Source organism: Methanothermococcus jasoni, assembly GCF_049075655.1.
In the GTDB taxonomy this organism is placed as follows: domain Archaea; phylum AGJL01; class Methanococci; order Methanococcales; family Methanococcaceae; genus Methanofervidicoccus.
In genome coordinates, this window is sequence record NZ_CP157522.1 from 290,802 (window position 1) to 311,464 (window position 20,663).

Sequence of the window (20,663 nt, forward strand, 5' to 3'; positions counted from 1 at the left end):
CCTGGAACATAGTGATACCAGGAGAGGGTGAGCTCTGCATGATATATCATGAGAGTTATTCCACATACTCCCGGAGCTCCGACAACAACTCATACGCTCGGTTCAAATCTCCAACTTCAACAGCATGTTCCAACTCACTAAATAATATTTTCACAGAAGCAATGTTGTATAAATCATTATCAATAAACACTTCCTTAAACTCATAAATCAACTCTTTTAATTGTTCTTTTTTCATGTTTATTATGTCATCCTTTACATAATCATATACTGTGGATTTTGGAATTCCGACCATCTCCGCAGTCTCTCTTATTGAATGCCCTTCTTTTATAAGGTTTAATAGTTCTCTCTTTTGAGTTTCATTTATTTTCTTTTTCCTTCCCTTTTGTTTAGATTTAACTTCAATAAATATTCCTGTGTTCTCTTTAAGAATTTGGATTTTATATGCCATTTTGGGATGGTTAAATACTGATTCTGGCATTCTTATAAATACCAAATCTTTATTGGAATCTACAATGATTTTGTTTATTTCCTCCCAACTAACTATTTTATTAATGTCCTTTTCTATCATCCTTCTCTCCTCAAAACATCCTCCGCTATTTTAGATTGAGTATATTTTAAAATCATGTCTATTTTTTTATGCCCTGTTATTGATGCCACAATTTGAGCAGGATATTGCTTTTTACCAAGGTATGAAATGTAGGAATACCTCAAAGAGTGTGTATTTATCCCTAAGTTTGTTAAATACCATGATGATGCATTGTTTGCAATCCGTTTAATGGTTTTATTTTCCCATTCCAACACCACATCTTTTGTCAGTTCAACATCTCTATTTGATATTTCCTTTGGAAGAATGAGTTTTCTCATTGCATTATCTTTCCTTTTTTCCACTTTAACAGATACTTCATGTTCTTTTGATTTTGTAAATTTGATTAGTCCTTCAATCGCTTCCCCTATTCTGCAACCATTTCTCAATTGTATGAGTCCCAAAATCAAATAAGCATATTTTTTCCTGTCGTTTTTATAAAGGGGTTTCTTGTTTCTCAACTGTTCCAGTTGTTGGATGAGTTTTTGTTTAGTTTCTTCATAATCCAATCCCATATCCCAGTCATTTTCTCCCATGTTGATTACCTCTCATAATGTTAGAATGTCCGAAAAATACTAACTTAAAATAATAAAACTATCCTTTGATTAGTTTAATCGAATGTCTAAAAAAATAATCCATTCCAAAAATTTCCAACTAACAAACTATACATTTTGTTAGGTCGTATAGTTTCAACTAATCCCTAAGAGTTTTAGTTTTTCACGGAATTCTTTAATTGGGATTTCATAACGCCATTCTCCAAATACGACATACACCATTCTTTTTTTTCTATCGTGGCTAATCGGTATGCTCCGAATATCATCCATCTCTTTAACATAGCCTCTTATATACGCTTCCTTATAATATCCGTTGTATGAATGATGCCTTTTTCTATCTCTCTTGTGTAATTTTTTAAAGCATTTCCGTTTCATGTTGATCATGTTCATCCCTTTTTATCTTATAAACTGTCCCGTCTTCTTTAACTAAAATCACTTCTTTATAATTGCCCTCTATTTCTTCTGCGTCAATATTGAGAAAACAGTTTGCAGATATTAAAATTCCTTCAGTTGAGAACTTTATAGCATCTATTTTCTTAACATTGAATTCTTTTAAGTTGTTTTTGTCCATAATATCACTAAAAGCCCATTTGATTAGTTTAATCGAGTAAATTAAGTTAGAGTATAATATGTTATTAAAAGAATATTGAATGCTGATGATATATAGAGCAATTTCCAATAAGTGCTTTCTTCATTCCATTTCTTCTTCATCTTCCTCAATATCTTCATCATACCCCATCTCCTCCAAATATTTTCCATATTTCTTCAACATTTGCATCGTATATTCAACATCTTCTTTGAGTGCCTGCCACCGTGCCAGTGCATCCGTGTAATCTTTCCATGTTTCTTCATCAAGATCTGCACCAAAAATTAAAAAACACTTTTCAATTTCATTATCGCTGCCATAAACCTTCTGGTATATATGCCCCATTGCGTTTATGATGTCATGGATATTCATTATTCCACCTTTCTGTTTTTAACAATGTCATTTATAAGTTCCAGGTCACTTAAGATTTCAAGACATTTTTCCTTAACTTCTTGCGAGTACGAAATGTGATATATTTCTTTCAACCTCGTCCCTACTCGAACCATTAGCCTACTGTATAAGTTATCAACATCAATAACAGGTTCTTTTTTAGGCCTTCCTCTTTTGGGCTGTTCCACAACATCCACACTTTCTCCATCAGGACTATCCGGAGCTCCTACGTGTTCATCATCATTCACAATTATGAGTTCATCTTCTTCACTTTCTTGGCTAGATTCTATTCCTCCAAATAGTTCTTCATCATCACTTATCATCATCAAAACCCCCAACGGTTTTTATAAAGTTGTCAAAACTAAATCCTAGTTCTACACCCGAAAACTCTTTTGATTTATTTCCTTTTTTCCTATCGGTCTGCGTTTCTTTACCTTGATATGCCCTCATAGTAGGATTTAATTTAAGAGATGAATCAATAACTCTCGGTAATTCAACACCCAATTTTTCAAGTGCTGCCTTATACATTGCAGCTTCCTGCAATGCTATTTCATATAGCTGTCTTCTTCTAGGGTCTAATACTTCCAAAGGTTTTGCCTCTTCGGTGTAATTGTTTATTATCTCAAAACTATGTGCATAGATAGTAATTATTTCATCAGATAGATCAATACATCCAGCAGGAACATGCACCACCCTATACTGTTCCTTTTTTCCAAAGATTAATGCTTTAAATGCTGAAATTATTTCTTCAATAAAATCAGGGCTTCGTCTCCTATACAATATAATATGAATATCATTTGGCCGTGGAATTAATGCAATGGGGTATCCATATATTTTTTCTCCATGTCCATTGTTCCAAATCAGTAACTTTTGTTTTACTTTATAGGGAGTTAGTGAAGCCATTGCAATTTTTTCATTTTCTATTTCCTCTTGCTTCTTTTTTATTAATTTCAAAGGATTTTTTGTTTTCCCATCAGATTTGTTATATTTAGGTTGTGACTTATTATCCCCATTTTCAGACAATTCTTCCTTTTCCCCCAATTCTTTTTCCTTAGATTTTTTAAATCCAAACATTATATCACCTACAACGATTGTGGATGCCTGTAAGCTATCCTTTCAACATATTGCTTATCGTATGCAAAATACCCCCTGAATTTATTTTTCTGTTTCATTTTTTGGTATTCGTCAATAGAAAATGATTCTTCCATTCCAATATCATCTTCATCAATTCCGGGAATCATTTTTTTCAACAGTTTTAAGTCTTCAGGACTTGCTATTTTTCCAACAATTCCGATGTGTGTGCATCCCTCAATAAGGGATTTATTCAAACCTGCCATATATTGAGTAGCACCAATTAGATTGATACCCATGGACCTACCTTCCCTATATATTTTATTAATTGCAGACAGGCCCACAGGATTATTGGCAAAGTGCTGTATCTCATCCACAAAGAAAAAAATAGGTATCTTTAACTTAAACGCAGATTTAACTGCCATATCTACAATCATTTTAAAAATAAGATTTTCTTCCTCTGTTGTAAGGTCTGAATTTTGGGAAAAATCAATCACATTTATCCGCTTGTTTGAAACATACTTAAAAAAACTCTCATCTTTTGAAAATAAAGGGTCTTTTTTCAATCTGTCCATAGTTTCTTCAATTCGTGAGTAAGTCCTGGAAGGTTTTTCTGGGTTATCCCATTCTAATGCTTTTTCCAATACTTTATCAGGGTCCCTAATTTTTTCAATATTCCAAATTTTCCTTAATCTTTCACCATGTAAAGCCCCACTCCCAACATGAGTTAATTTCTCAATGAATGAAAAATCAATACTGCTGTATTTTATTTTCGCTTCAATTACTTCCGTTTTCCACCCATTATCTATTTTAATATTATTTAACCTCCTCCTTGGCCTGAATACAAAACGATTAACTGGGAATGCATAAGGAGACAATCCAAAATAACCTAATATTGTATTATTACCTGCCCATTTCGTATATTTTCCCAATATATTAGGCATTCCCATTGCAAAATCTCCGGGGCTTCCGTATAAGTGAGGATATTTATTCATTAACTCCACATATTTTATGATATAATCCCATGTATTTTTCCCATATTTTTTATACAGCATTTCTTTTGAATATTTTTGAGATTCCTTATAATATATTTCTTTGATTTTTTCTGCCTTTGAAACATCAATTTTCCTCTCAAACACAAAAATAATTGGAGCAATTCCTTTGTTAAGATATGCTGACCATATGGATTCAATTAGTGCCCTCATTACTGTTGTTTTTCCAAATCCTGAACCGCCCAAAAATAACATGTGATTTGCTTCCTCTGTTTTAAGGTCGAGTGTTCTTCTTGTTTTATTGCCTGTTGCTCTACCATATAATGCATGACCTCTCCCAAGATATATTGGAACCTTCATAATCACCACCAAAATAGACCACTTGATAAATAGCAAACTTATCCAAAATAGTTATTATTTGTAAAAAATAGGCATGTGAGGTTATTTAATGAATAAAAAAATTATATAAATGCGTGTAGTAGTTAAAAAATAAAAACTAAAAAAAGTCTTCATACTGGATAGTCATACCTTTTTTTGTATCTTACAAATCCATATCCTATAACTATACATGCTAATCCACCAAATATAACTGCAGTTTTAAAATTAGAAACATCTTTCTTCCATTCATTGTAAGCAGATATGTAATCTTCTTTTGTTTCATTTGATTGTTTGTTGATTAAATCAGTTATAATGTCTTTGTATTGTTCATTTTGTTGTTTAATGATTTCATTTTCTGCTTTTAGTGTTGTAATTTGTTTTTGTAAATTTGTAATGTTTTTATTAAGTTCTATATTCTTCTTTTTGTAAGAAATATACTCTGCTAACAATTTGTTTTTCTTATCTAGCTCGTTTTGTAATTTTGTCATGTTTTTTTGCAGCTCTGCTATCAATACATTATATGCCTTGACCATGTTGGCATCATATACAATTACTGTTTTATTTCCCTCAATTTCCAACTTTTTAATGATTTGAACTGTTAAATTCTCTGGAAGATTCTCATCAGTATCATTAATCCAGAATACTTTTTGTTCCCCCGTCTGTGCATCTATTAATGTTATATTCTTTGCACTCACTCCTATGGGAACTGCCATTATTATCAGTATCAAAACTAATCGCTTTAACACAATGCAATCACCTCAACCAAATAATCCTTGTATCTTACAATATCCACTCTGCCTATCTACTAAAACATACCCCATGAAATCGCCCTTAGTGTTCTTTCTACCAAACAGCAATTTAAACTGCCAGTAATAATTTCCATCTTTGAATTCTTCAATGCTACCTGGGTCAACATCAAGATGATAATTATGCTCTTCCAACATCTTGTTGTAGTTGTCATCAAGATACTTCCGTGCCAAATTTAACGCCTGAACCCCACCGATTGAATACTTTTTTGGTGGAGTTGATAGAACCACAAAAGAGCCATCTGGATAACGAATTGTTTCATTCACAATAATGTATCCTGATGAAGGATAGCCAAACTCCAAAAGTTTTTCTTTAATAATATCATCATCGGATTGTTGGAAACTCATGACCGTGAAAGTAATTAAAAAAATAGCTAAAAAAGAAAAAAATAGAATTCTTAAAACTTTCATATTATCACTCTTACTGAGTGCTTATGTTAAGAACTTCTGAACCATTTTCTGGAACTCTGTATATCGTGTTGTTATATAACACAGTTGTATAGTAGTAGAGCTCGGTTGCAGTATCATTTGTAATTGGAATGGTTGCGGTTGTTGGCAATGTAACATTAGTTGCAATGTATGACTCTGTGAATGTTGTATTATCATAGCTCGTAAATACTGCTATTTGTGATACCGATATATTATCTTGTGAAGATGTTATTGAAACAAGAGAACTATTTGTTGAATTATCATAAATTGCAGCAATTGAGAAAGACAACTGATTTACAACTGTTAAATTATCTGTTGTGTTTGTAGTTTGATTAATAGTTTCATTAAATGTTAAATTGTCTGCTGTTGTAGTGTTCGTAGTGCTGTTTTTTAGGAAGTCAAGGAGGAAACCGCCGCCATCACTACTATGTGAGCTCATCCAGAACGCTCCAATACATGTTAATACTAATGCAATTACAAGCCCGATTGTTATATTACGCTCCATATAGACCACCTACAATAGATTTAATGCTTTCAATTATTCCATTAAGGTCAAGAACTCCAAAATATGAGAGTGCAGCAGCTACAATTATAACGCATACTAACACCCATAAACTCCTGAGGATTATTGCCCCAATCGTAAAAAATGCAACTGCAACTATCCACCATTGCAAAAAGATACCTGAAAAAATCCCCAATAAGAAAAATAAAATTGCATGATTTTCCTTCTCATTTTCAAGTTTTTCAAGAAAACTCTTCAACTTATCACCCCTTCTTTTTGGATTTTTTGGATTTTCTCTTTTTCAGCATTTCAGACCTATCCGCTTCAATCACATTTCCATTTTTATCCACATAATAGAATTTTCCTTTCTTTTTCTGTATTTTTCCAACTGTTCTTGCCATAATATCACCCAGTAATATTTGTAGAATTAATAGTTTCATTAATGGTTGAATTTATAAGAGACAATGGAAAACCACCTGAGCTCAGATGGATGTGTGAAAGTATCAAGTCTTTGAGTGAGCTCAGGTCATACCCTTGATGAGCCAATACAATTACTACAATCACACCGATTAGAATTATTTGCCAATTCTTGATGACCCATGCAACCCCTAATACAATTAACAATTCCAACCAGTGCGACTGAATAAAACTCATAATTGTTGCAGTATCTATTGCCATCAATCATCACCTTTAACAAGATAACCTATTATGACCCCAACACCCAGTCCCAGCATGAGTTTAGAAACTTCTAAAATTATCCTGCCTATATCTTGTGTATAATACAGCATTACTAAAATAGAGAGAACAATTACTGCAACTGCATCTCCAAGATTCCAGTCTCTTCCTACGAGTTTCCATACACTCAATAAAATTAAGAGTGTAGGAACAGCCCATGCCAAAATTCCACTGAAACCTAAACTATTTCCTATAATCTCCAACTTGCTCTGCATCACATAACAGAGCATAAAAGTAATTATTGTTGATATAATCTGTTGAATCACATCGAATCACCTATTATTGAGTTAATCCAGGGATTGTTGGGATTAATGTCAAGTATTTTGCTACTGTTGCAATCGTAGCTCCTAACCACATATACAATATAATCTCATCATCCCCCGTCTCTGGGGCAAGTATGTATAGAGCAAGAAGCCCTGCCACAACTAAAACAGCTGGACTCATTGAACCCACATTAAGAGTCATGGTTCCTGCCAATGCCCATAATATTCCAAAGAAGCCAAGCAGAGCTCCTGCAAATACTAAGGCATATCCTGTTGCTCCACTACTCTGTTGATATAATGATGTCAAAACATCCTTCATATCTACGAATTTATCAATACCTTCAACAAGGAGAATTACCAGCAAAGGGACGCTTGCAAATGTTGTGATAATATCATTGAATGCTACTGAATGCTGTCCAGCATACCAGAATATTGCTCCAGCACCAAGAGATGTGGCTATCATTTTCACTACCCACATGTTCCAATTAGTTTTTGCCATAAAAACACCTCCAATATAAGTTAAAAAAGAATTTAAAAAAGTAATTTAGAAGAGTTTAAGCACAATCACGGCTCCACCGACAATTACAATAACTACAACAAGGATTAAAACCCAATCTGGAATATTTCCAATTCCAAAGCCCTCTTTAAATGACTGCCATGAATCTCCGAGCCATGAACCGGCAGTGAAAAACATGCTCGGTTCATATTGTTTTGTTAATTCTTCGAGTTTCTGTGCATTTTCTATATCTGCTAATGCCTGTTCACTCTGACCATAAAACTCTTTCTGTGCTGCATCGCTGTAATAATCCCCAATCATTTCATAGTTTTTACTTAGTTTGTATGATGTTGCAATTTGTGCTGCATCATTTGTAGATTTTAATTTACTAAGTTGCTCAATTGCTTTTTCATAATAAGTTGATGCTTTATCAGCATAGGATGCTGCTGTTTGTCTATTGTATGTTTTACATTTCTGTGAAAATGATATTGCACTGTTTTTCTTCTCAGTGAGTGATGTAATTGACGAATCTACAAGGTTCTTCAATGTCTGAATTTCATTATCTGTAATTTTTGAGTCATTAATTATCTCAAGAATTTCATTTGTTTGAGTATCTCCTAAAACCACTTCTTGATTACTTAGTACGCTGACTTGCGGTTTAATTATACACCATAATGGCAAATCATTTACGGTTGCATAGACTAGTGCATATGAATCAAAACTCACTGTATTATTGTCTGTTTTATAATATAGTGAAGATGCTGCCAAATTAATATTTGAAAGGTCTCCAAATTTTACAGGCGATTGTGATGAAATATATGATGTATTATCTTTTTGAATCCTAAATGCAGCCATTTTAAAATCATCACTAATTGTTGCTGGAATTGGTTTAAAATTATCAGGGAGACCTATGAATACATACTTATAATCAGCTGTGGAATCGAATAAATGAACGGGTGTAGCCCATACTCTTCCAATGATATTTGATGTTGCTCCATTAGCCCATGCTGCATATGCAGTATAATTCCTGTCAAATGCAAACTTTGCTGGAAGACTGCCTGTTGTTCCCCTAATATAATATTTACCATTGTTAATATGTTTCCACGCACTCAAAGATTTGTATTGTGCATTAATCGGAATGTCATCAATATGCCTTTTTTCTTTTGATATGTATGTCGACCCATCAGGGTTTGTTTTTGTTATTTCTACCCAAGCCCACACTTCCCTATATCCTTCCACTTCAACACACACTTCAAACTTATTTACTTTTGCATTCAGGAGTTCCTCAAGTGTTTTTCTATCTGCTGTGCCTGTTGCCATTGCTTTTGCTTTTCCATAATAAGGGTCTGGCGTTTTAAGTAAGAAATTCCATGTATAATCACTATTTCTTAGTATTTGGTCACCAGTCCAAGTCTGCTTCCACCAAGTCTGCCCAGTCTCTATGTCTTTAACATATGTCGTTATTTTCTGAATATGAACCTTATTTTCACTTGGGTCTGGTGCTGCTGGTGCGTATATATTAATTACAGTTGGAAACGCTGAAAAACCATATATCTTACCTGCACCTTTTAAACTCAAACGAATATCTGCCAATGAACCACTTGACTCAAAATCATATGTTGTTAATGAACTTGCAACATCTTGACGTAGAATAAATAAATCTTGTGCCGCTTTTTCATTTGAAAAGCCCCTAATCTCCGCTAATTTATTTATCACATCTTCATCTTTCATGTCGGATGTTGTAGGCGTTTTTCCATCAGTAACTGCTGCACCATCATTACTGTTTTTTCCTGTGAGCTCCCTATAAATGTAGTTCGCAGCAATACCTCCACCTATTGCTACACCTGCGACAACAAGTGCGGGAACTTCAACAGGTGCAAGAACTATTGCTGCACCAGCAACTGCTGCACCTACCGCAAGTGATGCAACATCTCCTGTATCAACATTTACTTCATGCCCGAACAGCTCAAAAGCATGAGCAGGTGCGATGATATACATGAGAATTAAAAAAATAGAAGAAAGTTTTTCAAACTTCAATTTAATCACCTCTTCGGATGAGGTATGCTCCAACTCCTCCAACTAAAAGAATAGCTCCTGCAACCAATGCCCATAATGGAATTCCTGAACTTCCCCCAATTGGAATGAATGAACTTTCAACAATCTTCAATACTACCTTATCACTGAATACTGGTTCTGCTTCGTCCTTCTCGAATACCTGAACCTGCAACTCGTATGAATCGAATTCTAAATCACTTGGAACTTCAAACTTAACTTCCAACTCTTTTGTTTCCATTGGAGCCACTGCTATTGATGCTGTTGGGGTTTCATTGCCAAATATTGAAGCAATTAATTTTGCATCATAGTATTTTACTTCATTAGTTGGGTTTTTTATTTCCAATTTTACTGTTGCTACGCTGCCCTTACTTCCTTCGACTTCCGGGGTTAAGAGTTTGATAGGTTGCAATACACTAATTGGAATGTATGTGATTATTGCTCCGTTCTTTGCTGAAATTTCAAGAACATAATTATTTGGTGCAGGAATAGGGATTGTGAATGATTGGCTATCGTAAGCGTTAAATGCTGCACTTTGTGACCAGATTTCTGTGTTGTTAGTATCTCTTAGCACCATTAATATTGAATAGTCCTCTCCTGACTGTTCTGTAATTGATAACTGATTATCTCCTATACTCCATGATGGTTGTTGGATGATAAATGGCAATTCTTCAACTTCATAGATTATTGTTTTCTGTGTTGTGTATTCATTTCCTAAAATATCAGTTCCTACAACCCTCACAGTATATTGATGTTCTCCAACACTCGCAGATGTTTTAAATGTTATTTTAACTTGTGCTTCTTCATTTTCTTTCCCATCACCTAAAATATATGAACCATCTGCACTTTTAGGAACATTAACTCCATCTTTTTCAACTTTTACAATTTCACCACCAGTTATGTATAATTTAGTCCCGTATGCATCCCTAACAGGAGTTAATTTCAATATAACATCTGCAACTGAATTTGGCGAGGTTGTAATCTCTGCTGGAGTTTGGGTTATTTTAAAGATTGATGTTTTTGGAAATAGGTATACAGTTATGTTTTTGTCCCCATCCACAACTATCTCTTTTTCTTCTTCCCAATATCCTTCTTTTTCAAAATTCAAAGTATATTCTCCATAAGGCATATTTGTAGTCCATTCTCCATCAATTGTTGTTGTTAAGTTTCCTGAAACACCTATATCTGAAAGAGACTCTCCTGAAAGTCCATCTACAATTTTAAATGTTATTGCACCATACTCAAAATTGACAGTGTTATTTCCATCAGCAGTTACTTCTACTGTTTTCTCGATTGTAATTCCATTAGTGAATACTACCTCCACAGAGTATGTTCCATCAGGTTTTTCAATAATTAATTTTCCTTCACTATCTGTTGTTCCTACCAAATCTCCATCAACATATACCTGAGCTCCGGGTTCTGCATATATTGTCAAATCATGATATGACCTAAAATGATACACATTATAACAAATCCCTGAATAAGAATCCAATAACAATTTTACAGTCCCAGGAACTAACAACACAGCATTGGTGAAATGACCAGAATATGCCGATGCACGTACGGAAAAATTACCTTCTGATAAAAGAACTGAGCTGACAACTAAAGAATCACTACCTCGACTATATTTGCAGATATCGTTCTGAATAATTTGAACATAGTCACTATCTGCCCAATCAGTCCCTACTCCTATATACGACGTCCCCTCACCTGCACCACTGAAAAAATACTCATCAGCAGAACTGTCACACTGAATTATTGAAACCAAAGAATACTCATTAGAAAGTACCAACTCATTAGGATTAAACAAAAAGTTATAAGGATTCGCACGAATTTTAACAGGCATTAGGAACCTTGCCATATCTTTCTCAGATGCAAAATATATTGTATTCCCTTCAACTCTTGTTATCTGCGGAGTGAATATGTCCCAAGATGCTGAATCCAGCTTTGACTGAATTTCATCTTGACTGTATCCATCAACAACTACAAAATATTCCTCAGCACTAACTGCTGAAACAAAACATAATGCAAAAACTGAAAGCAATAGAAGAATTAACTTCCTCATTTTAATCACCTAAAACAGTATTAAGAGCAATCTCTAATATTTTATAATCTTTCCAACGATTATGCTCTCTTTTTAACTTAATAATCGTGTTAAAAAACTGCTCTTTTTGCTCATCTGTTAATTGTAATTCTTTTGCTATTTTCCCGCCCGCAACCTTTAAACCTTGAATGTTCGAGCATTTTGCATTTTTATAAACATTACTCGCAAGAAGAACACTGCATTTTGCATTTTCCACATCAACTTTAACTGCCTTCACTTCCCCCGCTAAATAATCCCTATCAAAACAGACGACAGGATGAAGACAATGAGGACATATGGCAATCATAATAACACCTCAATAGATTTATGAAAATAAATATTCAAAAAATAGCGATACTAATGACTACCTTAAAAGCCACCTCTTCACCGATAGATACTATCTCAGAGGAGGGAGGGGGCATAAAATAGATTTGGTAAAAATTATAGAAAAACTACTATATAAATATATTCATATATTGCAATTTAACCATAATTTTTATGGTTAGAACACCATAAAAATAAAAAAATATAGGCATACAGTCCAACACATAAGAACAAAATAAGGAACAAAAGAACAATAGCAAAACATATTACAAATACTCTAAAAACACACTGAACCAGCAAAAATATAAAATAAATAACACAACACCATCAAAAATAAGAAATAAACGCCGATTAAAGACACATTTTTAAAACTTTTGCACTTAAGATCCAGTCCCATAGGGGTTCGGGGGTTCAAATCCCCTCCCCTGCACCATTTTTATTTTAGGCAACTATATTTGTTAATTTAAATACATAGTTAAATTTAGGTTCCAAAACGAACGAAGTGAGTTTTGGACTTTGGGTAGCATCCTTTTTTAAAGGATGCGTTTGAATCTACTCTTCTGCACCATTTTTATTTTAGGCAACTATATTTATTAATTGGAATATATTGATTAATATTTAACAGAAAATTTTTAAATCATAATATCCATAATATTTATTACTAATAGGGGATATTATGAAAATAGCTTTGGTGTTTGACTGCTCAGGAACACTTGTGCGTGTTAAACGAATTATTAAAGATGTGGATTCTCAGAAATTTTTATGCGATAATCAAACAGTGGATATTGTGGATGAAAAAAAGGGGAGAGCATTAATTATTATAAAGGAAAATATTAACTTAATGGGTCCAAATCCTGAAATGCCCATAGTAGATTTACTTAGTAAAACTGAATGGGGAATATCATACTGCAATCCCCCAATAATTAAAGAAAATATTTTAAAAGACAGAAAAACCAAACTAAAAGAACTACAAGACCCCACCAATATATTAAATAGATTTGAGATAGGGACTGATTACGGCTATGCTTTAATTGTTGATACTATAAACGGTAAGATAGAATACACCATAGCAACTGGGGGCTGTGTATTTCCAGAAGTGCCTGAAACTATTAAAAAATTAAAGGAAATGAAAATAAAGGTTTTTGTAGCATCTGGGGATGGCAAGTATGCTGTTGAAAAGTTAAGTGAATTGATTGGAATAAATAAAAAATATATCATGCCTGAGGCTCACCAAAATCTCAAAAAGGAATTGATAATAAATTTAAAAAAAGAAGGATATAAGGTTATAATGGTAGGCGATGCATCAAATGATGTTCCAGCAATGCTTGAAAGCGATTTATCTGTGATTACACTTCAAAATGGAAATGTTTCAAAAAAGGCATTAGATGTTTCAGATATAAAAATAGAAAATATCAAAGAAATTATAGGCGTAGTTGAAGAGCTCAGAAAAACAGAGCAATAAAACATAAAAATAGTATAAAAAGTAATAAAATAAAAAAAATAAAATAAAAAATTAAATATTAATTAGAACGTTTTTATTTCCCCTTCTATTACTTTATCCCTAACTTCTGTAATGTTGTTCAACCATTTTTCTGCGATTTCTTTTGCTTTTGGTTCAATATCTTTTAAATCATAACCTTCTTCTGTAATGATTTCAATGTCAAGGATTTTTGGCTCGTTTATTGGTTTTCCTATCTGGCTGAGTATTCTTACATAGCACTCCTTAACTCCATCGAGCTCCGCTACATCACTTGCAATTAAGTTTGCTAATATGTTGTATATCTTTCCAATATGGTTTATAGGGTTCTTACCGCTTGTAGCTTCCATACTCATAGGTCTAAATGGTGTAATTAATCCGTTTGCCCTGTTTCCTCTTCCAACAGAACCATCATCCCCCATTTCTGCGGATGTTCCTGTTACTGTTAAGAATATACTATCCTCAGTATCCGCTGTGTTTATACATACCTCAACTTCATAGCCATCGGCAAGTTTTTTTGCCAGTTCTTCCACTTTTGCCTTTGCCTTTTCTTTTACTTCAGTGTATTCCTCAATTGAATTCACATATTTATCCACAACTGCCATGGCTATTGTTAATGTAATCTTTTTACCTTCTCTTAATCCCATAACTTTTATGTCTTCTCCAACAGCAGGGAGCTCCTTCTTCAACTCATCGCTGTTTAAAAGTTTTTCAGTTTCAAAAACAAGTTTTTCTGTAATACTGAATGGAGCATGACCTACCCCAAATGATGTATCGTTTGCCAGTGGGATGTCTGTTTTTTGTCTGTCAAACACTTCCACTAAATCCACAGAACCCTGCCCGATTCTGCAATCTACAACAATATCTTTTTCTAAATCGGCATTTCTCAAAACCTTTTTTAAGTATTCTCTTGCCGCATTTACTGCAACGGTTCCAACTGGAAGTTTTATTGTTTCGTTTTTCTCCCTATCAAATACTTCCATAGTAGCCCTACCTGACAAAAGAACGTATATTGGGCTCACCATATGCCCCCCACCTAATTTCGGGTAGGCATAACCACCAACGAGCTCTACCTGGTCGGTGTTGTGATGAAGTATTGTTCCCATCTTTTCCTTATACATCTTGCACAATGCCGCACTTACACTTTCTGCTATACCATCACAGATACTGTCTGGGTGTCCCAATCCTTTTCTTTCTACAATTTCTGTTGGTCTTTCTTCTATTGGAGTAATGTCTAATTTTTTAACTACTATATTTGCCAATTACATCACCTAAAATATCAATAAATTAATTTATATTAAATTTATACCGCCTTAAATCAAACCATAAAATATAATAAAGAATATATTATTTAATGATTTCTATTCTATTTTCCTATCTTTTTTAACCTATTATATGTCTTTATATACCTTTATATCTGTTATATGTTTTTATTATATATTTTTATAAGCATTTCTACCTTTTTAATTACATCAACTGAATCATGACCAAGCACCCGTATCATCGGCTCCTTTCCATCTCCGCCTCTATCGTAGATAATGTCGGGAGCTCCCCCAAACTTTTCACATGCAAATTTTGTCCCCCACTCCATTGAAGATACATTTTCTGGTTCGTCTCTTCTGTCGAAAGATGACACGGTGAAACCGCAATCTTCATTTTCAAGGATATTGATAAGTTTTTTAGAATATTTTATATTCATACAGCTTCTTATTTTAGGGTCATAATGGTTCGCTGCAAGTATTATTTTTGATATATGCTCCGAAGCTCCAAACTCTATATTCCCAACAACATAAAACTCTTCGGAGCTCATGCCATTATTTACAATTCCTCCAAGTTTGTTTTTTATTATCCTTCCAGTTAATGCCGCAATATCTTTATAACTCTTTGGAAGAACAAGCCCTTCTGCAATATTTGAGCCAACTTCTGGGACAAAATCTTCAAAATTCATCTTTTTTAACAAATAAATGGCATAATTAAGGTTTTTTATAACTCTTTCTTTATTTATATATGTTGGATTTGAGTTATAGCCGTATTTTGTTTTATTGGCATAGATTACAGAAGATAATACTACATTCTTTGCCTCCTTAATGGCATGGACAATATCGTATCCTTTTGCCATGAACGAAGCAATTGCGGAAGAAAAAACACATCCTGTCCCATGAACCTCTTTATTTATTTTTTTTCCTTTAAATATTCTTAATTCTTTGTTGTTGTTATATAAAAGTTTGTCATCTGTTCCAGTGATTAATATGTAATTATTGTTATTTAGGTTCTCAAATTCATCAAAATTCTTTATTATATTATATTCTTCTTTATTTGGCGTAATTATATGAGATTTTTCAAATAATTTAAAATATTTGGCAATTAACTCATTATCTATAAAATCATATCCTGTGGTAGATTTTAGAACAGGGTCGCAAATAATTTTAAAATCATATTCTTTTTGATATTTTAGTATTAAATCTATGGCATCATTATTCAATACGCCAGTTTTTACAATAGACACTTCAAAATCTTCAAAAATAGCATTTAATTGATTTTCTATCTCTTCCTTTGGTAAATCGATTTTACCATATACTTTTAAATTGTTCTGGGGGATTATAGCACTAATTGCCGTTAATGGATTACAACCTAGCACTTTAATTGTTTTTGCATCTGCAACAATACCTGCTCCTCCTGTTGGGTCATATCCGCCTATTGATAGCACATTCAACTGTTTCAAAAAATCACCGTATTACATCATATTTATTTAATATTATTATAATTATTATTTAGGTCATATTTCCTATTGTATTCAAATAATAGTTAGTATAAATGGTTATATTATAATTCATCAATAAAAACTATTTCACTATTCCCATTTTCTTTAAGCCAATTGATTAATTTTTCAGCATACTGCAACTTTTTTATTTTAATATCGTCTGCCTTTTCAATATCATTCTTTAAATAGGGTCTGGAATATTTGGTGGTATATTTTCCAAAGTCCATGCCACATAATATTATCATTTTAGCTCCAAAATGCTCTGCAAAAAAACAGCATCTATCCCCGTCTGTGAATCCACCGTAGTTTATAAGATAGAGAATATCCTTTGGAACCTGCGAGCTCCCAACAATATTTTTTAATTTTGGTGCGTATGTTTTTATATTATCTATATTATCGCCATGTGCATGAACTACAACAACAGAACCTCTTTCATTGCTTTCAAATATTGAGTTTAAATCACCATCTAAATCCGAAACAATTATATCTGGAACAATATTTTCTTCTAAAAGTGCCTTTGTGGCACCATCTGCGGATATTATTATGAAATTTTTGTTTTTGTCATTATTATCATTATTATCTTCTTCATTATTATTTTCATTAACATTATTTTCAATTAATTCTTTTACAATTTTAACATGCTTTTTTAAAGATGGTCCAGCTCCAAAAACATAAACATCTTTGTTTTTTATCAGTTCATCCATATTATTTAATGAAATACTATTTTTCGTATCTTTTATTATATCACATAGCATTAAGGCACTTTCCAAATCATCCGCTTTACTAAATCCAAAATCATCCATAATTTCATTGTATAATGGCTCCCATTCTCTTAATTCCATAGTATCATCTTTTTTTATCATTAATATTTATTGAAATATTAATTGAGATATTATATTGGTGTGTTATATGTTATTATTTAATTATATGGATGGTCTCGTCCTTTGATTTTACAACAACATTTTTAATATATTCTTTTGCAATCTTCCCGAGCTCTACAAGTTCATTTGTTGTAGGTTCTCTCATTTGTTTATATTCCTCTTTCCAGGCATGTTCTCTGTCAAATTGCTGAATAGTGTATAAATCACAGCCCTTTACAGTTTTGGATATTTCTATTATATCCTTCTCATCCATTAAATCAGGAATAAATGTTGTTCTACATTCAATAAAAACATTATTTTTTTTGCAGTAGTTTAGGAGCTCCGGTATATTTTTTCTTATCTCTTCCCCGTCGTAGTCAGTAATATTTTTGTATTTTTCAAAGGCACATTTTACATCAAGGGCAATATAATCTATTAATTTACCATCTATTAAATCCTTTACAACCTCAATATTTGTTCCATTTGTATCAAGTTTTACTGAAAAGCCCTCTTTTTTTGCAATCTTGCAGAGCTCCTTTAAATCGTCAGGTTGAAGTGTTGGCTCCCCTCCACTTATCACTATTGCCTCTGCAAACATTAAATCTATATTGTTAAATACTTCCTCAGGCGTCATCTCATATATATTTTCCATCATATGTTCATAGTTATGACAGTATCCGCATTTCATATTGCAATCACTCATAAAAACAACGGCTGAGCATTTTTTTGGATAATCTATTGTTGATACATCTATAATTCCAAAAACTTTCATACTATCACATTTTTAATTCTTCAATTTTTATTAATATTTTTTATAAAGTATTATATTTCATTATTTTGCACTTATGGGATAAATATATATTGTAGAGTAAGTTTAGTATAAATTAAAAATATATAAATGGTGGTTAAATGGAGATAAAAATTCTTGTTGATGATATGGCGTATAAAAGATACTTTGCTCAGCATGGGCTCTCAATAATTATAAAAACAGACGATAAAAAAATATTATTTGATGTGGGTCAAAATCCATATACATTAAAGAAAAACTTAGAGCTCATGGGTGAAGATGATAATTTTGATAGTATAGTTATAAGTCATGGGCATTATGACCATACCGATGGACTATCATACTTTATAGATAAAAAAAATAAAAACAAAAAATCCGATATAAACATTCCAATATATATTCATCCAGACGCTTTCCTCGATAGGTATTCTCAAAATAAAAGATACATAGGAATCGATAAGGATATAAAAGAATTTTTAAAGAATTATGAATATTTAAAATTGGTAAATGAACCGTATTTTGAAGATAATATGATAATATCTGGAAAGGTTGAAAGAAATAATCCCTATGAACCTGAAATATTTTATAAATCAATAGATGATAACAGCAGTAAAAATTTTGAAATTGACAATGTAAATGATGATATGTTTATTATCGTAGATGATGTAATAATTACTGGATGCTCCCACAGCGGAATTATAAATGTAATAGAATATGCCAAAAAGATAAACAAAAATAAAATTAGGGGGGCTATTGGGGGCTTCCATTTGGTTGTGTCTTCAAATGAATATATAAACACGGTTTATGAATATCTAAAAAACAGCGATTTAGAGTTTATAATGCCCATACACTGCACAGGGTTCAATGCTATGAATGTTTTAAGTGAGCTCGACAATTTTATTTACGGTCATGTTGGAAAAGTAATGGAATTATAATTAAAAATATAATAGGCTTGTGGAATATGTGAAATTATGGCATTTAAATCAAGAATATGTTCCCTATGCAAAGGAAGAAAGTTATTATGTGGTAAATCAAAATGTCCCATACTTGAAAAACTTAGGGTATTTGATGATATAAAAAAGAAATTCGATAAAAAATTAAATAAAAATGAAGTATTTGGAGCTTCCCCTCCATCAATATTTGTTGGTGAATATATCTATCCAAATGTTAGGATAGCTCCCCTTGTCCCACCAATAGATGGAGATACCTCGTTTATGGACAGTCCCTTAAAATGGGAAAATAAATCCATAAAGGCAGTTATAAAATACCGCTCCATGCTTGTAATGGGTGAAACTAAACACATCAATGTGAATATGTGTAAAAATAGCAACGACATATCCAAGATATTAGAGTCAATACAGGAGCTCGCCATGGCAGTAAAGCCTGTTGATAGCGAAATTATATTAAAACGCAAACCGTCATTTGACATAGTTCCAAGCGGTTTTGCCCCTCCAATATCTCCAAAAGGTGATTTATTAAAATTCAATATAGCAGAAAATCCAAAAATACCTTCAAAAAGTGATTATATTGTAAATGATGAATTAAAAGCAGTAGATTCGATAATATCGTTATACAATTATGGATTTGATGAATACTATATAGTAAAGCTTCTGTCAGCAGGTCTTTTGGGCATAAATAAAAAACTAGTTCCCACTAGGTGGAGCATCACAGGAGTTCAGGACACTATTGGAAGGTATTTAACAAAAAGGATAATTGATTATCCTTTAATAAATGACTATGAAGTTTATTACAGTGAATTTCTTGGAAATAGGTATGTCATATTGTTGATACCAGACTATTATGCCTATGAGCTCATGGAAGTTTGGGAAAAGGGAGCTCTCTTTGGGTGTGATAATCCACCAGTTTTGGGAGATTACGAAGATTTAAAAACAAAAGGATATGCAAAAGAGACCACCGGAGCATTTTATGCCGCTCGTCTAAGTGTTCTCGAATATCTAAATGAAAGGAAGAGACAAAGTAAAATTGTTGTATTTAGAGAAATTACCTCAGATTATTATGCACCAGTAGGAGTGTGGCAGGTAAGAACTGGTGTCAAAAAAAGTTTTAATGAAGTCTTTAAATTCAACACATTAGAAGGAGCTCTAAATAAAATTAATGAGTTATTAAATAATCCTCTTGAAAAATATAGGTTAAAAAGTAGGATATTAACAAAAGACAGGCAAATGCGTATTGATGAATTTATATATTTATAATTTTTAAATAGTATGGGAGCTCCGGTTTTATATCTACTTTAAAAACTCTACAATGATATTAATCAAGAGTGTGCAAAAATAGTCCTGTTTGGTATCAACCACTTTTTAGTAGTCCTTTAAATTCTATGCAAGTATTTTATATAAAAGAGCAACAATTTAATTTAGGACTTAATAAAATAACTTCAAAATAGTCTTAAAAAGTATGACGCGGAGGCCGAGATTTGAACTCGGGTTGGGCAAAGCCCAACGGGATTAGCAGTCCCGCGCCGTACCAGGCTGGGCCACCTCCGCATATTAACATAAATCCTAAAAGTGTATTAT

General features: G+C 32.7%; 26 protein-coding genes and 1 tRNA gene. 3 read left to right on the plus strand and 24 right to left on the minus strand.

Going from position 1 to position 20,663, the window contains the following annotated elements:
• Positions 1 to 55: 55 nt before the first annotated feature.
• From Mjas_RS01465 to Mjas_RS01555, 19 genes are all read right to left on the minus strand, one after another.
• The gene (locus Mjas_RS01465) at positions 56 to 568 is read right to left on the minus strand and encodes a helix-turn-helix domain-containing protein (protein ID WP_421078027.1); all 513 of its coding nucleotides are present in this window, start codon (positions 566 to 568) and stop codon (positions 56 to 58) included.
• Positions 565 to 1,119, minus strand: coding sequence for an integrase (locus tag Mjas_RS01470; protein ID WP_421078028.1), 555 nt, complete (start codon positions 1,117 to 1,119; stop codon positions 565 to 567). The genes Mjas_RS01465 and Mjas_RS01470 overlap by 4 nt, the downstream gene beginning before the upstream one ends.
• Before the next feature lie 153 nt (positions 1,120 to 1,272).
• The gene (locus Mjas_RS01475; RefSeq protein ID WP_421078029.1) at positions 1,273 to 1,512 is read right to left on the minus strand and encodes a hypothetical protein; all 240 of its coding nucleotides are present in this window, start codon (positions 1,510 to 1,512) and stop codon (positions 1,273 to 1,275) included.
• Positions 1,493 to 1,708 carry a hypothetical protein gene (locus Mjas_RS01480; RefSeq protein ID WP_421078030.1) on the minus strand — a complete coding sequence of 72 codons (216 nt, stop codon included), beginning with the start codon at positions 1,706 to 1,708 and terminating at the stop codon, positions 1,493 to 1,495. Before Mjas_RS01480 ends, Mjas_RS01475 begins: the two co-directional genes overlap by 20 nt.
• 120 nt (positions 1,709 to 1,828) lie before the next feature.
• The gene (locus tag Mjas_RS01485) at positions 1,829 to 2,095 is read right to left on the minus strand and encodes a hypothetical protein (RefSeq protein ID WP_421078031.1); all 267 of its coding nucleotides are present in this window, start codon (positions 2,093 to 2,095) and stop codon (positions 1,829 to 1,831) included.
• On the minus strand, positions 2,095 to 2,439 hold the full coding sequence (locus Mjas_RS01490; RefSeq protein ID WP_421078032.1) for a hypothetical protein: 345 nt from the start codon (positions 2,437 to 2,439) through the stop codon (positions 2,095 to 2,097). The genes Mjas_RS01485 and Mjas_RS01490 overlap by 1 nt, the downstream gene beginning before the upstream one ends.
• Positions 2,426 to 3,187: a hypothetical protein gene (locus Mjas_RS01495; protein ID WP_421078033.1), complete on the minus strand. Its 762-nt coding sequence runs from the start codon at positions 3,185 to 3,187 to the stop codon at positions 2,426 to 2,428. Before Mjas_RS01495 ends, Mjas_RS01490 begins: the two co-directional genes overlap by 14 nt.
• Positions 3,188 to 3,195: 8 nt before the next feature.
• Positions 3,196 to 4,536 carry an ATP-binding protein gene (locus Mjas_RS01500; protein ID WP_421078034.1) on the minus strand — a complete coding sequence of 447 codons (1,341 nt, stop codon included), beginning with the start codon at positions 4,534 to 4,536 and terminating at the stop codon, positions 3,196 to 3,198.
• 149 nt (positions 4,537 to 4,685) lie between these two features.
• Positions 4,686 to 5,300: a hypothetical protein gene (locus tag Mjas_RS01505; protein WP_421078035.1), complete on the minus strand. Its 615-nt coding sequence runs from the start codon at positions 5,298 to 5,300 to the stop codon at positions 4,686 to 4,688.
• A 12-nt stretch (positions 5,301 to 5,312) separates the two neighbouring features.
• Positions 5,313 to 5,771: a hypothetical protein gene (locus Mjas_RS01510; RefSeq protein ID WP_421078036.1), complete on the minus strand. Its 459-nt coding sequence runs from the start codon at positions 5,769 to 5,771 to the stop codon at positions 5,313 to 5,315.
• A gap of 10 nt (positions 5,772 to 5,781) precedes the next feature.
• Positions 5,782 to 6,294, minus strand: coding sequence for a hypothetical protein (locus Mjas_RS01515; RefSeq protein ID WP_421078037.1), 513 nt, complete (start codon positions 6,292 to 6,294; stop codon positions 5,782 to 5,784).
• Positions 6,284 to 6,550 carry a hypothetical protein gene (locus Mjas_RS01520; protein ID WP_421078038.1) on the minus strand — a complete coding sequence of 89 codons (267 nt, stop codon included), beginning with the start codon at positions 6,548 to 6,550 and terminating at the stop codon, positions 6,284 to 6,286. Before Mjas_RS01520 ends, Mjas_RS01515 begins: the two co-directional genes overlap by 11 nt.
• 4 nt (positions 6,551 to 6,554) lie before the next feature.
• Positions 6,555 to 6,692, minus strand: a complete 138-nt coding sequence (locus Mjas_RS01525) for a hypothetical protein (protein WP_421078039.1) — start codon at positions 6,690 to 6,692, stop codon at positions 6,555 to 6,557.
• Positions 6,693 to 6,696: 4 nt separating this feature from the next.
• Complete coding sequence (locus Mjas_RS01530) at positions 6,697 to 6,969, minus strand: hypothetical protein (protein ID WP_421078040.1); 273 nt, start codon at positions 6,967 to 6,969, stop codon at positions 6,697 to 6,699.
• Positions 6,969 to 7,241, minus strand: coding sequence for a hypothetical protein (locus Mjas_RS01535; protein ID WP_421078041.1), 273 nt, complete (start codon positions 7,239 to 7,241; stop codon positions 6,969 to 6,971). The genes Mjas_RS01530 and Mjas_RS01535 overlap by 1 nt, the downstream gene beginning before the upstream one ends.
• Before the next feature lie 64 nt (positions 7,242 to 7,305).
• Positions 7,306 to 7,788: a hypothetical protein gene (locus tag Mjas_RS01540; protein WP_421078042.1), complete on the minus strand. Its 483-nt coding sequence runs from the start codon at positions 7,786 to 7,788 to the stop codon at positions 7,306 to 7,308.
• A gap of 45 nt (positions 7,789 to 7,833) precedes the next feature.
• A complete protein-coding gene (locus tag Mjas_RS01545; RefSeq protein ID WP_421078043.1) occupies positions 7,834 to 9,822 on the minus strand; it encodes a hypothetical protein in 1,989 nt (662 codons plus the stop codon).
• A gap of 1 nt (position 9,823) precedes the next feature.
• Positions 9,824 to 11,902, minus strand: coding sequence for a hypothetical protein (locus Mjas_RS01550; RefSeq protein ID WP_421078044.1), 2,079 nt, complete (start codon positions 11,900 to 11,902; stop codon positions 9,824 to 9,826).
• A 1-nt stretch (position 11,903) separates the two neighbouring features.
• On the minus strand, positions 11,904 to 12,227 hold the full coding sequence (locus Mjas_RS01555; protein ID WP_421078045.1) for a hypothetical protein: 324 nt from the start codon (positions 12,225 to 12,227) through the stop codon (positions 11,904 to 11,906).
• A 693-nt stretch (positions 12,228 to 12,920) separates the two neighbouring features.
• On the opposite strand from Mjas_RS01555, the gene Mjas_RS01560 reads away from it, so the two are divergent.
• Complete coding sequence (locus tag Mjas_RS01560) at positions 12,921 to 13,706, plus strand: HAD family hydrolase (RefSeq protein WP_421078046.1); 786 nt, start codon at positions 12,921 to 12,923, stop codon at positions 13,704 to 13,706.
• Positions 13,707 to 13,768: 62 nt separating this feature from the next.
• Here Mjas_RS01560 and Mjas_RS01565 read toward each other — a convergent pair whose 3' ends face one another.
• The 4 genes from Mjas_RS01565 to Mjas_RS01580 all read right to left on the minus strand — a co-directional run bounded on the left by Mjas_RS01565 (position 13,769) and on the right by Mjas_RS01580 (position 18,114).
• Positions 13,769 to 14,983 (minus strand): methionine adenosyltransferase, encoded by a 1,215-nt coding sequence (locus tag Mjas_RS01565; protein ID WP_421078047.1) that lies wholly within the window; start codon positions 14,981 to 14,983, stop codon positions 13,769 to 13,771.
• A gap of 158 nt (positions 14,984 to 15,141) precedes the next feature.
• On the minus strand, positions 15,142 to 16,443 hold the full coding sequence (locus Mjas_RS01570) for a bifunctional hydroxymethylpyrimidine kinase/phosphomethylpyrimidine kinase (protein WP_421078048.1): 1,302 nt from the start codon (positions 16,441 to 16,443) through the stop codon (positions 15,142 to 15,144).
• 101 nt (positions 16,444 to 16,544) lie between these two features.
• Complete coding sequence (locus tag Mjas_RS01575; RefSeq protein ID WP_421078049.1) at positions 16,545 to 17,324, minus strand: 6-hydroxymethylpterin diphosphokinase MptE-like protein; 780 nt, start codon at positions 17,322 to 17,324, stop codon at positions 16,545 to 16,547.
• Between the two features lie 73 nt (positions 17,325 to 17,397).
• Positions 17,398 to 18,114 (minus strand): anaerobic ribonucleoside-triphosphate reductase activating protein, encoded by a 717-nt coding sequence (locus Mjas_RS01580; protein WP_421078050.1) that lies wholly within the window; start codon positions 18,112 to 18,114, stop codon positions 17,398 to 17,400.
• A gap of 137 nt (positions 18,115 to 18,251) precedes the next feature.
• Between Mjas_RS01580 and Mjas_RS01585 the strand changes: the two genes are divergently transcribed.
• Both Mjas_RS01585 and Mjas_RS01590 read left to right on the plus strand, forming a co-directional pair.
• Positions 18,252 to 19,064, plus strand: coding sequence for an MBL fold metallo-hydrolase (locus Mjas_RS01585; protein ID WP_421078051.1), 813 nt, complete (start codon positions 18,252 to 18,254; stop codon positions 19,062 to 19,064).
• A gap of 36 nt (positions 19,065 to 19,100) precedes the next feature.
• The gene (locus tag Mjas_RS01590) at positions 19,101 to 20,342 is read left to right on the plus strand and encodes an Nre family DNA repair protein (RefSeq protein WP_421078052.1); all 1,242 of its coding nucleotides are present in this window, start codon (positions 19,101 to 19,103) and stop codon (positions 20,340 to 20,342) included.
• Positions 20,343 to 20,548: 206 nt separating this feature from the next.
• Here the strand turns inward: Mjas_RS01590 and Mjas_RS01595 are convergent.
• Positions 20,549 to 20,633: transfer RNA gene (locus tag Mjas_RS01595), tRNA-Ser, on the minus strand.
• Positions 20,634 to 20,663 lie beyond the last annotated feature (30 nt).